The organism is Streptomyces exfoliatus (genome assembly GCF_000725545.1).
GTDB lineage: Bacteria > Actinomycetota > Actinomycetes > Streptomycetales > Streptomycetaceae > Streptomyces > Streptomyces exfoliatus.
On the sequence record NZ_JNZP01000017.1, the window covers coordinates 85,183 to 98,125 of the forward strand.

Here is a 12,943-nt window from a genome sequence, read left to right on the forward strand (position 1 = left end):
CGCAGTTCTCCATCAGGAGGATCAACTCAGACGAAGGGAGAAGCCTGTGCGCTTCGAAATCCTGCGACTCGACGACATCGACGGCACGCCCGTCGACCGGACCGTCGTGGACGCCGCCTCCGTCAACCGGATCGTGCAGCAGGCCGCATCGATCGGCCAGCGCATCTGGATCCGCCCCGCCGAGACCTCGGCCTCGTAACACGCCAGGTCCACACCACGCACCGCGCCCCCGCACGGACTCCGCAGCAGCGGAATCCGTACGGGGGCGCAGTGGCGTCCGGGGTGTCGGACGGGAGCCGGTCAGGCGTTCTGGATCACCTGGGTGACGCCGTTGATGATCTGCTGCACCGCGATGGCGGAGAGCATCATGCCCGCGAGCCGGGTCACCAGGACCACGCCGCCGTCCTTGATGACCCGGATGATCACCAGCGAGTACCGCATGGTCAGCCAGAGCACGACGTGCATCGCGACGATGGCGGCCCAGACGGAGACCTGCGCGGCGGCGCCGTCGGCGTTCTGCACGGCGAGGATGACCGAGACGATCGCGCCGGGACCGGCGAGCAGCGGCATGCCGAGCGGTACGAGGGCGACGTTCACGTCCTTGGTCTGCTTCGGTTCGTCGGTCTTGCCGGTGAGCAGGTCGAGGGCGATGAGCAGCAGCAGAAGACCGCCCGCGATCATCAGCGCGGGGACGGAGACGTGCAGGTAGTCGAGGATCTGCTGGCCGAGGATGCCGAAGACGGTGATGACGCCGAAGGCCACGGCGACGGCCTGCCAGGCCATCCGGCGCTGCACCTTGGCCGGGCGGCCGGAGGTGAGGGCGAGGAAGATCGGGGTGATCCCGGGGGGATCCATGATGACGAAGAGGGTCAGGAACAGCGAGCCGAAGACGGCGACGTCGAACACGGTGGGGTGCCTTGCCGGAGAGGTGGAACGGTGGGGTGTCGCCCACGCCGCCGGAATGTGGGATTCCGCCGGGAGGGCAGGTGAGCGCCGCCGTACGGCAGGAGCCGGACGCGGCGACGCGAGGGATACGCGGGTGGGCGGGCGCACGTCGCACGGGGGCGGCGGGCACGACGGCCTGCCACCGGAGCGGTGGGACGGCGGGGAACGGACGGAGAGAGTCCGACCCGGGACCGATGAGAGTCCGGCCCGGACCGGACGGGGCCGACCCGGGACCGTACGGAGGTCCCCCGCGATCAGGCCTGTCCTTCGGACCGGGCCCTAGACGGTGATTCCCCCCGCGCCGGGCACGGGGAAGGCCCCGGCGGCGCGGCGGGTGATCTCGCCGTAGATCTCGGGGTCCGTCGTGTACTCGCCGAGGCGGCAGGTCTTGCGGCTGCCGTGGTAGTCGCTGGAGCCCGTGGCCAGCAGACCGAGCTCCTTCGCGAGCCCGCGCAGCCGTGCGCGCGTCGCCTCGTCGTGGTCCATGTGGTCGACCTCGATGCCGTCGAGCCCGGCCTCGGCGAGCCGGGCTATCGAGGCCTCGGGCAGTACCTGGCCGCGCTTGACGGCGAGCGGGTGCGCGAAGACGGTGACGCCGCCGGCCGCCTTGACCAAGCGGATCGCGTCGACCGGGTCCAGTTCGTGCTTCTCGGCGTACGCCCGGCCGCCGTCGGCGAGCCACTCGGGGGTGAACGCCCCCGACACGTCGGGGACGACGCCGAGCTCGACGAGGGCCTCCGCGATGTGCGGGCGGCCCACGGAACCGTCGCCCGCGATCCGTGCGACCTGCTCCCAGGTGACGGGGACGCCGAGCTCCTGGAGCTTGCCGACCATGGTCCGCGCGCGCGGCACCCGGTCGTCCCTGACGAGCTCGCGCTCGGCGAGGAGCGCTGGCTCCAGGGGGTCGAAGAGGTAGGCGAGCATGTGCAGGCCGATGCCGTCGATCCGGCAGGACAGCTCGGCGCCGGTGACGAGGGTCAGTCCCTCGGGCAACGCCTCGATCGCCTCGGCGTGGCCGCGGGTGGTGTCGTGGTCCGTGAGGGCGACGACGTCGAGTCCGGCGGCCGCGGCGTTCCGTACGAGTTCGGCCGGGGAGTCCGTACCGTCGGACGCCGTGGAGTGGGTGTGCAGATCGATGCGCACGACGCGGACTCCAGGAACTCGGCACGGACGAGGGGACGCTCCAGCATAACGGGCGAATCGAACACGCCCGTACGGAACGTCACGACCCGATCCGGCCTCATCCGGCCTCGTCCCGAAGACAGGTCTAACCGAGCAGCCTCGGTGTCAGCGCCCCGCACGGCAGCAGTTCGACCTCGGCGCCGGCGTCCCTCAGGTCCGTCAGGACCAGCTCGTCGTACATCAGGAGGCCGGACTGCTCGGGCCAGACGATCGCCCACAGCCAGAGGCCGCGCGCCTCCCCCGCGAAGACCGCGCGGTCGTGGGGCGTGCCGTTGACGTGCCAGAGCGGGGTGGGTCGCCCGGCGGCGAGCACCTTCGTCTGCGGGGGCCTGTCGATCGCCATGCCGGGACCCGGATCGGGGCCGTCGATGCCGGCGTACCGCGCGCCTAGGCCGACTCCGAGCTCCTCCGCGATCAGCAGCAGCTCCCCGATTCCGCCGAGCGGTCCCGGTCCCGAGCAGGCCACGGCGGTCGCCCGGCCTCCGCTGCGGTCGTCACCGGCGTACGCCACTCCGGTGAAGAGCCAGCCGACGGGCAGGGGCCACGGCATCCACACCGGCACCTGGGACCGGTGCACGACGACGCCGAGAGCCTCGACACTGGGCGGGATCACGGGCTGGAGCGGGTGCACCGCGCCGTGCACGTCGCACTGCCAGGAGTCGGCGAACAGCCCGGGCGCCCTGACCCGGCCACCACACTTCGGACAACTGGGTTCGCCCCTCATAGGGCTCAACGGTCCTACCCCCAGGGCCCGGCGTCAAGGACGACCACGGACGATCACCCGTCCGGCCCGTGCCGTTCACCCTGGGTCGCCGGGCGGATCCGTGCCCGGCCCGGACACGCGTGCCCGCGCGGCGGCCCGGCGCTCAGTCCAGGTCCACGGACCGGCGCAGCGGATCGCGCAGGTCGGTGCCCTTCGCCAGCCAGCGCTCCTCCAGTGCCTGGGCCCCGTGCACCCGCTTCCACGCGGCCTCGTTCGAGGTCATCGGGAGCAGCGGCAGGAAACGCACCGGGTCCATGGGCTCGTCGAGTTCCAGGTCCTCGACCAGGCCGCCGGACTCGGCGACGAGCACCGAGCTGAACGCGGCGCCCGGCCAGAGCGGCTCGCCGACGTCGAGCGAGGCGCCGGGGGCGACGATGACGCCCTCGACCTGAGGGGTGGAGGCGAGGACGGCGAGCGGGCGCAGCACCTTGTCGGTGTCGGCGAGTCCGGCCCGTACCGTCAGGACGAGCTCGGCGCGCGGGCCCTTCACCGGGTCGGCGAGCGCGGCGGTCGGGTCGGCCATCGGCTGGGCCGACATACCGAGCGTCGCGTACCGCACGAGATCTCCGTCGATGAAGCGGAGTACCTCGATCCGGTCCGTGCCGAGAAACGTCACCGCGGCCCGCGCGTCCGGTTCACCGAGCGCCGTACGCAACCGGGCCTCGACCAGAGCAAGAACTTGTCCCATGAGTCGAGCATAAAGCGCGTATGGAACGGGCAAAGGAAGGGATTGACCCTCTGTCGGCTGATAGTCTTGGCCGCTGGTCGGGAGTCCCGAACTCCTGACTACTCGTCACACGTCATCCCTCACGAGGGACCGGCCGGAGGAGGTGGGGCTGCGATGGACCGAAGTCGGTCGGGCAGTACCAGTCGCTCTTCCGCCCCGCACCCCAGCCCGGTGCGTACGACTCTCCGGTGATTCCGGTCCTCCTCCGGACGGACCCCTCTCCCCGGCATCTCGCACGACGGAAGAGCATCTCGCCTTTGCCTGTCTGTAGCGAACGCCGTCACCGCGACCTCTCGGTGCCGCCCGCTTTGTGGACGACGTAGCTCCACGTCCCCATTCCGGGCTGTTCCACGCTCGCCGGCGGCCTCTCCGTGAAGGAGCATGCCCATGTCGATGATCCGTGACCTGCGCGCAGCCGTCCGCCCGAGCCTGCGGCACCCCCTGCGCAAGACCCCCACCACCTACACCTCGTACGACCCCACCCGCGACCACTCGGCCTCCAGCGCCGTGGTCGACTGCGCCGTCTACCGCGACGGGCGCCGCGTCGACGACAGCGAATGCCTCACGCCCCGGGGCGCGATGCGCCAGGTGCGGGAGAGCGGCGGCTTCGCCTGGATCGGCCTGCACGAGCCCACCGAAGCCGAATTCGCCGGTATCGCCGCCGAGTTCGGGTTGCACCCGCTCGCCGTCGAGGACGCCGTCCACGCCCACCAGCGGCCCAAGCTGGAGCGGTACGACGACACCCTCTTCACCGTCTTCAAGACCATCCACTACGTCGAGCACGCCGAACTCACCGCGACCAGCGAGGTCGTGGAGACCGGCGAGGTCATGTGCTTCACCGGCCCCGACTTCGTCATCACCGTCCGGCACGGCGGCCAGGGCTCCCTGCGCAACCTCCGGCACCGCCTCCAGAGCGAGCCGGAACTGCTCGCCAAAGGCCCCTCGGCCGTGCTGCACGCCATCGCCGACCACGTCGTCGACGGCTACATCGCGGTCGCCGACGCCGTCGAACTCGACATCGACCAGCTGGAGATCGACGTCTTCTCGCCGGCCGCGAAGGGCTCCACCCGGGGTGCCGACACCGGCCGGATCTACCAGCTCAAGCGCGAGGTGCTGGAGTTCAAGCGCGCCGTCACGCCGCTGCTCCGCCCCATGCAGCTGCTCAGCGAGCGGCCCATGCGGCTCGTCGACCCCGACATCCAGAAGTACTTCCGCGACGTCGCCGACCACCTCGCCCGCGTCCAGGAGCAGGTCGTCGGCTTCGACGAGCTCCTCAACTCGATCCTCCAGGCCAACCTCGCGCAGGCGACCGTCGCGCAGAACGAGGACATGCGCAAGATCACCTCGTGGGCGGCGATCGTCGCCGTCCCCACGGCGGTCTGCGGCGTCTACGGCATGAACTTCGACCACATGCCCGAGCTGCACTGGAAGTACGGCTACCCGATGGTGCTGACCGGCATCGTGGTCATCTGCTTCACCATCCACCGCACCCTCAAGCGCAACGGCTGGCTGTAGAACGGCAGCCTCCGGAAGGCTGCCGTTAGGCTTCGGGCCATGACCGAAGAGCTCTTCCTCGTCGAGGAGGCCACCAAGAAGTCCGGCCTCGTCTGGGTGCGCGGCACCGGCCCCGCCCGCGCGCTCTGGCACGTCTGGCACGACGACGCCGCGTGCGTCGTCGGCGACGGCCCCGGCGAGCAGCCGCTGCCCGGCCTGGTGGACGGCGGTACGGCCGAGGTGACGGTCCGCAGCAAGGACAAGGGCGGCCGGCTCGTCGCCTGGACGGCCGCCGTACGCGAACTGCCCCCCGGCACCGAGGAGTGGGACGCGGCGGTCGCCGAGCTGAAGGGCAAGCGGCTCAACGCGCCCGACGGCGAGGCCATGACGGGCCGCTGGGCGCGCGAATGCCGCGTCCTGCGGCTCGACCCGCGCGAGGCGACCACCGAGCTGCCTGACGGCTCCCTGGCCGCCGTACCGCTGCCCTCCGGGGCCACGACCCGGGACCCGGTGCCGTCCGGGCTCCCGAAGCTGCTGCTCAAGCGCCGCAGGCGTTAGCCCGCGCCGGGACTTCACGTCCGGGGCAGCTGCTTGCCGTAGTCGAGGGTCTCCTCCTTCGACGGCGCGGCGAGCGGGAAGTCCTTGTTCCACTCGGAGAGCACCACGATGCCCGCTCCCCCGCCCCGCGCGAACTGCAGCGGGTAGGGGGTGCCCTCAAGGGCCACGTCGAGGGTGCCGCCGTCGCCGCCCTGGCCGCCCTTGACCTTGATCGTACGGATCCCGCCGATCTGGTCCCGGTCGCCCTTGACCTTGTCTCCGTGCAGGCCGATCAGCCCGTCGAGGAGCAGGTCCATGTCGGTGAAGCCGCGGAGCTGCTTGTACGAGGGATCGCCCTGCGGCACCTTCACGTACTTGTCGTCGAGCTTGTCGGCGGCTTCGGTGTCCGCGTCCGTCGGCGTGTCGTCGCCCTGGGCCTCATGGCTCCAGAAGCCCGCGTCGGCCTTCAGGTAGAGCGCGTCGCCGACCCGCAGCAGCTCGAAGGTGCTGTTCTTCGTCGTCACCGAACCCGTGGCGCCGTCCTGCTTGAGGCGCATGTTCAGCTTGAACGTGTCGCCCTTGCTGACCAGGGTTCCGGCGAGCCGTACCGCCCTCGCCGTGTTCGCGGCGGAGCGCGCCTTGCCCTCGATCTCGGGCGCCGAGAGCCTCCCGACCCCGTTGGTCCCCTCGTCGGGATCGGCCGCGCAGGCCGTGAGTCCCACCGCCAGTCCGGCGCAGAGCGCCAGGGGCGTGACCGCCCTGCGGATACGCGATGACGGGGTACGAACGGTCATCTGCGCTGCCTCTCGTGTCGTGGGGGGGAGCCGACGGGCCGCAGGTCCGTACGGACCTGCCGGGGCCGGGGAGACTACCGCGCTCCCGGCCCGGCGGAACGACCGGGTCCGGTGCCGGAGCCGATGGAGGGGGGAACAGCTGGGGGGGAACGGCAGACCGCAGCGTACCCGGGCCGCGAGACCGATCCTGCGGCAGCCGTACGGAGGTGCTGCCAGGGCGGGCCGGAACGGCACGAGCTAGCCTGAACCAGGCAATGCCCTGCTGATCATCGTGGGCCCGGGTCGACTCTCGTCGACCCACGGGGACCCGCGTCGATCCGCATCGGCTCGAATCGTGCGGCACCGAGGAGGCGCGTGGCATGGCGGCAGGCGCCCCCCGGATCTTCGTCTCCCACCTCGCGGGAGTCCCCGTCTTCGACCCCGTGGGCGACCAGGTCGGCCGCGTCAGCGACCTGGTGGCGATGCTGCGCGTCGGACGCAGGCCGCCGCGGCTGCTCGGCATGGTCGTGGAGGTCCTCAGCCGCCGCCGGGTGTTCGTCCCGATGACCCGGATCACCGGCGTCGAGTCCGGACAGGTCATCACCACCGGCGTCGTCAACATGCGCCGCTTCGAGCAGCGCCCCACCGAGCGGCTCGTCCTCGGCGAACTCCTCGACCGCCGGGTCCGGCTGGTGGGCCCCGGCGGGCAGGAGGGCGAGGAGGTCACCGTCCTCGACGTCTCCATCCGGCAGCTGCCCGCCCGCCGCGACTGGGAGATCGACAAGGTCTTCGTCCGCAAGGGGAAGGGCGGGGTGCTGAGCCGCAGGGGCGAGACGCTGACCGTCGAGTGGTCCGCCGTCACCGGCTTCTCCCTCGAAGAGCACGGGCAGGGCGCCGAGAGCCTCCTCGCCACCTTCGAGAAGCTGCGCCCCGCCGACCTCGCCAACGCGCTGCACCACCTCTCCCCCAAGCGGCGCGCCGAGGTGGCCGCCGCGCTCGACGACGACCGGCTCGCCGACGTCCTCGAGGAGCTGCCGGAGGACGACCAGATCGAGATCCTCGGCAAGCTGAAGGAGGAGCGCGCGGCCGACGTCCTGGAGGCGATGGACCCCGACGACGCGGCCGACCTGCTGTCCGAGCTCCCCGAGGAGGACCAGGAGCGGCTCCTCACCCTGATGCAGCCGGACGACGCGGCCGACGTGCGCCGGCTCCTGGCGTACGAGGAGCGCACGGCGGGCGGTCTGATGACGACCGAGCCGATCGTGCTGCGACCGGACGCCACGGTCGCGGACGCGCTCGCCCGGGTGCGGCAGCAGGACCTGTCCCCGGCGCTCGCCGCGCAGGTCTACGTGTGCCGGCCGCCGGACGAGACGCCGACGGGCAAGTACCTGGGGATGGTGCACTTCCAGCGGCTGCTCCGGGACCCGCCGTTCACGCTGGTCAGCTCGCTCGTCGACAGCGATCTGCCGCCGCTCGGCCCGGACACCCCGCTACCCGCCGTCACCAGCTATCTCGCCGCGTACAACATGGTCGCGGCGCCGGTCGTGGACGAGAGCGGTTCGCTCCTCGGCGCGGTCACCGTCGACGACGTGCTCGACCATCTGCTGCCGGAGGACTGGCGGGAGACCGAGTTCCACGAGGAGGGGGCGGGGCATGGCGGCTGAGCGGACGCAGGACCGGGAGCGCGAACGGGAGCGCGAGCGGACGGTTCCCCGCATCCGGCTCGACCTGCCGCGCGAGCGGCGGGCCCGGTTCCTTCCGGAGTACGACCCCGAGGCCTTCGGGCGTCTCTCGGAGCGGATCGCCCGCTTCCTGGGGACGGGCCGGTTCCTCGTCTGGATGACGCTGACGATCATCGTCTGGGTCCTGTGGAACATCTTCGCGCCGGGATCGCTGAAGTTCGACGAGTACCCGTTCATCTTCCTGACGCTCGCGCTGTCCCTCCAGGCCTCGTACGCGGCGCCGCTGATCCTGCTCGCCCAGAACCGGCAGGACGACCGGGACCGGGTCAATCTCGAACAGGACCGGAAGCAGAACGAGCGGTCGATCGCCGACACCGAGTACCTGACCCGGGAGATCGCGGCGCTCCGGATGGGCCTCGGCGAGGTCGCCACGCGCGACTGGATCCGCTCGGAGCTCCAGGACCTCATCAGGGAGCTCGAGGAGCGCCGGGATCTATTCCCGTCGGGCGACAGCCACGGAAGTGACGTACCCGACCGTTGACAGGCCTTTCATGGGCCGGTGGTCGGCGCCGTACCATCGTCGGTATGGCTATGGAAGACGCGGTGCGTGAAGCACTGGCGACGGTGAACGACCCCGAGATCAACAAACCGATCACTGAGCTCGGCATGGTCAAGTCGGTGGAGATCGAACCGGACGGCAGGGTCGCCGTCACGGTCTACCTGACCGTCTCCGGGTGCCCGATGCGGGACACCATCACGCAGCGCGTGACGGACGCCGTCTCCGGGGTCGAGGGCGTCACCGGCGTCGACGTCTCGCTCGACGTGATGAGCGACGAGCAGCGCAAGGAGCTGGCGGCGGCGCTGCGCGGCACGAGCGCCGAGCGCGAGGTGCCGTTCGCGAAGCCCGGGTCGCTGACCCGGGTGTACGCGGTGGCCTCCGGCAAGGGCGGTGTCGGCAAGTCCTCCGTGACCGTGAACCTGGCCGCGGCGATGGCCGCCGACGGGCTGAAGGTCGGTGTCGTCGACGCCGACATCTACGGTCACAGCGTGCCGCGGATGCTGGGGGCGGACGGGCGTCCGACCCAGGTCGAGAACATGATCATGCCGCCGTCCGCGCACGGCGTGAAGGTCATCTCCATCGGCATGTTCACGCCGGGCAACGCCCCGGTGGTGTGGCGCGGCCCGATGCTGCACCGCGCGCTCCAGCAGTTCCTCGCGGACGTGTACTGGGGCGACCTGGACGTCCTCCTGCTCGACCTGCCGCCGGGCACGGGCGACATCGCGATCTCGGTCGCGCAGCTCGTCCCCAACGCGGAGATCCTGGTCGTCACCACTCCGCAGCAGGCGGCGGCGGAGGTCGCCGAGCGGGCCGGTTCGATCGCCGTCCAGACCCACCAGAAGATCGTCGGCGTCGTCGAGAACATGGCGGGCCTGCCGTGTCCGCACTGCGACGAGATGGTCGACGTGTTCGGCACGGGCGGCGGCCAGCGGGTCGCGGACGGCCTCACCCGGACCACGGGCGCGACGGTCCCGGTCCTCGGCTCGATCCCGATCGACGTACGGCTCCGCGAGGGCGGCGACGAGGGCAAGCCGGTCGTCCTGTCCGACCCGGACTCCCCGGCGGGCGCGGCCCTCCGCGCGATCGCCGGCAAGCTGGGCGGCCGCGCGCGCGGCCTCTCGGGCATGAGCCTGGGCATCACGCCCCGCAACAAGTTCTGAGTTTCGCGCTGACGAACCGAGGGCGCCCCCGCGGGGGCGCCCTTTGTCATGCCGTCAGGCGTACGCGTCGAGATCCTTGATCTGCGAGAACCCGAGCCCGTACGCGCTCATCCCACGCCCGTACGCACCCAGGTGGACGCCCGTCGCGGATCCGGCGAGGACCCAGCCGAACTCGGACTCCCGGTAGTGGAACGGCATCGGCACGCCGTCCACCGGCAGCGACAGCGTCGACCACTCGGGTCCTTCGAGGTCGTCGGCCAGCTCGAAGGCCGTCTCGGTCTGCTGGTCCAGCCAGTTGTCGCGCGTCGCGTGGTCGAGCGAGGCGGGCCAGGTGTGGACGAGCAGCCCCGAGCCGGCCAGCCAGGCGGCGGAGGAGACGGTGGTGGCGTCGAGGACGCCGGTCCCGTCACCGGTCCGGCGTACCGGGCTCGCCGCGACCGTCACCACGACCGCGAACCGCTCCTTCTCCGCGGCGCTCGCGTCCGACTTTATGGACGGCGCGTCACCGTGCCCGGTCGACCCGTGCTGCACGCTGCCGTCCGCCGCCGTACCGACCTGCATCAGCCAGCGGGGCCCGGTGAACGCCTCGTCGAGGCCGTACCAGGCGAAGGGCGCGCGCAGATACCCCTCGGCGGTCCGCCGGGCCGTGGGTACGCCCTCCACCCGACTCGTGGTCTCCATCTAGGCCGCCTCCTCGTTCCGTCAACACAGGCGAGGATAGCCACCGCGACGCATCGGGTCGGTGACAGCCCGTCGTCAGGTCGCGTCGGAGTCGTACGGCGGACGCTCGGGGGTGTCTGACTTGTCCTGCTTCTTCAGCAGGTCCGGGGTGCCGCCGGCGGCGGAACCGGTCGCCGGGAGACCGTTCGGCGGGGAGCCGTTGACCACGGCGCCGTTGACGGCCGAGGGCTGCGGCTCGCGGCCGTGCACCGCGTCGGCGACGTCGTTCATCTCCTTCTTGAGGTCGAAGCTGCCGCGCAGCTCCTTGAGGTCCTCGTTCTGGTCCAGCTGCTTGCGCAGGAACGTCTTGGGGTTGAGGTCCTCGAACTCGAAGTCCTTGAACTCCGGGCCCAGCTCGCTGCGGATGTCCGCCTTGGCGCTGTCGGAGAAGTCACGGACCTTCCGGATGAAGCGCGAGACGTCCTGGATGACCTTCGGGAGCTTGTCCGGCCCGAAGACGAGCACGGCGAGGACCACGAGCGTCACCAGCTCGAGTGCGCCTATGTCGCTGAACACCTAGTAGCTCCTTCATGCCGGTCAAGGGCCCGGTCCACGGTACCCGCCGAAACCGCCGGACGGGTACCTTCCGGTGTCCGCCGCATGGCACTCAGGTGCCCTGCGAGGACCCGAGCGTCAGCGTCTTCGTCAGTTCTTTGCCGTCACGGGTCAGGGTGAGTTCCAGCCGGTCGCCGGGGCGGTGGGCGCGGATCTTCACGATCAGTTCCTCGCCGTTGTGCACCCGCTGGCCGTCCACCTTGGTGATGACGTCGCCGGGTCGGAGGCCCGCCTTGGCCGCAGGGCCGCCGGGCGTGACGGCGGCGGAACCGTCCTTGCCCTTCTCTCCCACACGGGCGCCGTCGCCGTTGAACTGCATGTCGAGGCTCACACCGATGACGGGGTGGGTGGCCTTGCCGGTGTTGATGAGCTCCTCGGCGACGCGCTTGCCCTGGTTGATCGGTATGGCGAAACCGAGACCGATGGAACCGGCCTGTCCGCCGCCGCCCTCGCCCTCGCCGGACCCGCCGCCGGCCGCGCGGATCGCGCTGTTGATGCCGACGACCCGGGCCTTGGAGTCGAGAAGTGGGCCACCGGAGTTTCCGGGGTTGATGGGCGCGTCGGTCTGCAGGGCGTCGACGTAGCTGATGTCGCTGCCGTCGCCCTTCTCGCCGCCCGCCGTGATCGGGCGCTCCTTGGCGCTGATGATGCCGGAGGTGACCGTGTTGGAGAGGTCGAAGGGGGCGCCGATGGCGACGACGGGATCACCGACGCGGACGTTGTCGGAGTTGCCGAGCGGCAGCGGCTTGAGGCCGGAGACGCCGGTGACCTGGACGACGGCCAGGTCGTAGCCGCTGTCCTTGCCGACGAGCTTGGCGCGGGCGGTCTCGCCGCTGGAGAAGGTCACCGAGATGTCCCCGGAGGACTCGGCCGCGTCGACGACGTGGTTGTTGGTGAGGATGTGGCCCTTGGTGTCCAGCACGAAGCCGGTGCCGGTGCCGGACGAGCCGCCGCCCTTGACGTGCAGGGTGACCACGCCGGGCAGGGCGCTGGCCGCGATCCCGGCCACGCTGTCGGGCGCCCGTCCGGTGTCCCCGGCGTCCGCCTGCGGCAGCTCGACGGTGCTGATGCCGCCGTTGCGCTCGACGTACGCGCCGACCCCGCCGCCGATGACTCCGGTGACGAGCGCGAACACGAGCGCTCCCGCGACGGCGAGCCCCTTGCGGGACTTCTTCTTCTTGGCGGGCACGGGCGGAAGCCCGGCGCCGTCGGCCCCCCAGGGGTCGTACTGCGTCCAGGGCGCGCCGGCGGCCTGCGGCGGCATGCCGACGTTGTGGGGCTGGGGCTGGGGCTGCGGGTGCGGCTGCGGATAGGGCTGCGGCGGTACGGGGGGCATGTGGGCCTGCTGTGGCGGTACGGGCGCCGGCGGGCGCTGTACGGGCGGGGCGGGCGCCCAGGGTCCGGGCTCCCCGTAGGGCGGCGTCCGGTACTCGTCGGGGGCGTGCAGAGGCTGGGGCGCGGGCTGCGCGCCCGAGGCGGCCTCGGGCGCCGGAGCCCCTGCCGTCGGGGCCTCGGGCGCCGGTGCGGGAGGATCGGACTTGGTGAGCAGCACGGGGGGCGCGGGGGCGGGCCCGGGGATGTCGGCGGCCTCGGCGGCGGCGGGCGGGGCCGAGGAGCCCGCCTCGCCCGCCACATCCGTCACATCCGTCACATCCGTCACCGGCGGGGCGACCGGGGCATCCGACGCGTCCGCCGGGCCGCCCACCGGGCTTCCGGTCGGCGGCTGCGGCGCGGGCAGCGGAAAGTCGCCGTCTCCGTCGGCCGGCGGCGGCGAGGGTATCCGTGCGGCCTCCGGTGCGCTCGAAGGCCGGCTCCACCAGTTCGGCTTCCCGTTGTTCATGCTCTC

Annotated in this window: 14 protein-coding genes; 6 read left to right on the forward strand and 8 right to left on the reverse strand. The window is 71.6% G+C overall.

The features are described from left to right. Positions 1–46: 46 nt before the first annotated feature. On the forward strand, positions 47–199 hold the full coding sequence (locus IO20_RS39815; protein WP_086024648.1) for a hypothetical protein: 153 nt from the start codon (positions 47–49) through the stop codon (positions 197–199). Positions 200–300: 101 nt separating this feature from the next. Here IO20_RS39815 and IO20_RS0121015 read toward each other — a convergent pair whose 3' ends face one another. The 4 genes from IO20_RS0121015 to IO20_RS0121030 all read right to left on the reverse strand — a co-directional run bounded on the left by IO20_RS0121015 (position 301) and on the right by IO20_RS0121030 (position 3,578). Continuing rightward, positions 301–906, reverse strand: coding sequence for a MarC family protein (locus IO20_RS0121015; protein WP_030207557.1), 606 nt, complete (start codon positions 904–906; stop codon positions 301–303). A 318-nt stretch (positions 907–1,224) separates the two neighbouring features. Then, the gene (locus IO20_RS0121020; RefSeq protein WP_030548530.1) at positions 1,225–2,088 is read right to left on the reverse strand and encodes a PHP domain-containing protein; all 864 of its coding nucleotides are present in this window, start codon (positions 2,086–2,088) and stop codon (positions 1,225–1,227) included. Between the two features lie 124 nt (positions 2,089–2,212). Then, on the reverse strand, positions 2,213–2,851 hold the full coding sequence (locus IO20_RS0121025; protein ID WP_030548532.1) for a DUF6758 family protein: 639 nt from the start codon (positions 2,849–2,851) through the stop codon (positions 2,213–2,215). Positions 2,852–2,993: 142 nt separating this feature from the next. After that, positions 2,994–3,578 carry a suppressor of fused domain protein gene (locus IO20_RS0121030; RefSeq protein WP_030548537.1) on the reverse strand — a complete coding sequence of 195 codons (585 nt, stop codon included), beginning with the start codon at positions 3,576–3,578 and terminating at the stop codon, positions 2,994–2,996. A gap of 426 nt (positions 3,579–4,004) precedes the next feature. Between IO20_RS0121030 and IO20_RS0121035 the strand changes: the two genes are divergently transcribed. Then, positions 4,005–5,132 (forward strand): magnesium and cobalt transport protein CorA, encoded by a 1,128-nt coding sequence (locus IO20_RS0121035; protein WP_030548539.1) that lies wholly within the window; start codon positions 4,005–4,007, stop codon positions 5,130–5,132. 39 nt (positions 5,133–5,171) lie between these two features. Further along, positions 5,172–5,669 carry a hypothetical protein gene (locus IO20_RS0121040; protein WP_030548541.1) on the forward strand — a complete coding sequence of 166 codons (498 nt, stop codon included), beginning with the start codon at positions 5,172–5,174 and terminating at the stop codon, positions 5,667–5,669. 14 nt (positions 5,670–5,683) lie between these two features. Here the strand turns inward: IO20_RS0121040 and IO20_RS0121045 are convergent, their stop codons facing one another. Then, positions 5,684–6,442: a hypothetical protein gene (locus IO20_RS0121045; protein WP_030548543.1), complete on the reverse strand. Its 759-nt coding sequence runs from the start codon at positions 6,440–6,442 to the stop codon at positions 5,684–5,686. Positions 6,443–6,801: 359 nt separating this feature from the next. Here IO20_RS0121045 and IO20_RS0121050 point away from each other — a divergent pair, with 359 nt between their 5' ends. Genes IO20_RS0121050 through IO20_RS0121060 form a run of 3 tightly spaced genes read left to right on the forward strand, consistent with a single transcriptional unit; the run spans position 6,802 to position 9,822 of the window. Then, positions 6,802–8,085: a magnesium transporter MgtE N-terminal domain-containing protein gene (locus IO20_RS0121050; protein WP_030548545.1), complete on the forward strand. Its 1,284-nt coding sequence runs from the start codon at positions 6,802–6,804 to the stop codon at positions 8,083–8,085. Continuing rightward, on the forward strand, positions 8,075–8,644 hold the full coding sequence (locus IO20_RS0121055; protein ID WP_030548547.1) for a DUF1003 domain-containing protein: 570 nt from the start codon (positions 8,075–8,077) through the stop codon (positions 8,642–8,644). The genes IO20_RS0121050 and IO20_RS0121055 overlap by 11 nt, the downstream gene beginning before the upstream one ends. Positions 8,645–8,688: 44 nt before the next feature. Then, positions 8,689–9,822, forward strand: a complete 1,134-nt coding sequence (locus IO20_RS0121060; RefSeq protein WP_030548549.1) for an Mrp/NBP35 family ATP-binding protein — start codon at positions 8,689–8,691, stop codon at positions 9,820–9,822. A 54-nt stretch (positions 9,823–9,876) separates the two neighbouring features. Here IO20_RS0121060 and IO20_RS0121065 read toward each other — a convergent pair whose 3' ends face one another. From IO20_RS0121065 to IO20_RS0121075, 3 genes are all read right to left on the reverse strand, one after another. Next, positions 9,877–10,503, reverse strand: a complete 627-nt coding sequence (locus IO20_RS0121065; protein WP_030548552.1) for a hypothetical protein — start codon at positions 10,501–10,503, stop codon at positions 9,877–9,879. 75 nt (positions 10,504–10,578) lie between these two features. Then, positions 10,579–11,058 (reverse strand): sec-independent translocase, encoded by a 480-nt coding sequence (locus IO20_RS0121070; RefSeq protein ID WP_030548553.1) that lies wholly within the window; start codon positions 11,056–11,058, stop codon positions 10,579–10,581. 91 nt (positions 11,059–11,149) lie between these two features. Continuing rightward, positions 11,150–12,937 carry a trypsin-like peptidase domain-containing protein gene (locus IO20_RS0121075; protein WP_030548555.1) on the reverse strand — a complete coding sequence of 596 codons (1,788 nt, stop codon included), beginning with the start codon at positions 12,935–12,937 and terminating at the stop codon, positions 11,150–11,152. Positions 12,938–12,943: the final 6 nt, after the last annotated feature.

What these genes read in the sequence shown, in the direction of transcription:
- IO20_RS0121025 (WP_030548532.1), bottom strand. Translation starts at nt 2,851, where the DNA reads ATGAGGGGCGAACCCAGTTGTCCGAAGTGTGGTGGCCGGGTCAGGGCG.
- IO20_RS0121030 (WP_030548537.1), bottom strand. Translation starts at nt 3,578, where the DNA reads ATGGGACAAGTTCTTGCTCTGGTCGAGGCCCGGTTGCGTACGGCGCTC.
- IO20_RS0121035 (WP_030548539.1), top strand. Translation starts at nt 4,005, where the DNA reads ATGTCGATGATCCGTGACCTGCGCGCAGCCGTCCGCCCGAGCCTGCGG.
- IO20_RS0121040 (WP_030548541.1), top strand. Translation starts at nt 5,172, where the DNA reads ATGACCGAAGAGCTCTTCCTCGTCGAGGAGGCCACCAAGAAGTCCGGC.
- IO20_RS0121045 (WP_030548543.1), bottom strand. Translation starts at nt 6,442, where the DNA reads ATGACCGTTCGTACCCCGTCATCGCGTATCCGCAGGGCGGTCACGCCC.
- IO20_RS0121050 (WP_030548545.1), top strand. Translation starts at nt 6,802, where the DNA reads ATGGCGGCAGGCGCCCCCCGGATCTTCGTCTCCCACCTCGCGGGAGTC.
- IO20_RS0121055 (WP_030548547.1), top strand. Translation starts at nt 8,075, where the DNA reads ATGGCGGCTGAGCGGACGCAGGACCGGGAGCGCGAACGGGAGCGCGAG.
- IO20_RS0121060 (WP_030548549.1), top strand. Translation starts at nt 8,689, where the DNA reads ATGGCTATGGAAGACGCGGTGCGTGAAGCACTGGCGACGGTGAACGAC.
- IO20_RS0121065 (WP_030548552.1), bottom strand. Translation starts at nt 10,503, where the DNA reads ATGGAGACCACGAGTCGGGTGGAGGGCGTACCCACGGCCCGGCGGACC.
- IO20_RS0121075 (WP_030548555.1), bottom strand. Translation starts at nt 12,937, where the DNA reads ATGAACAACGGGAAGCCGAACTGGTGGAGCCGGCCTTCGAGCGCACCG.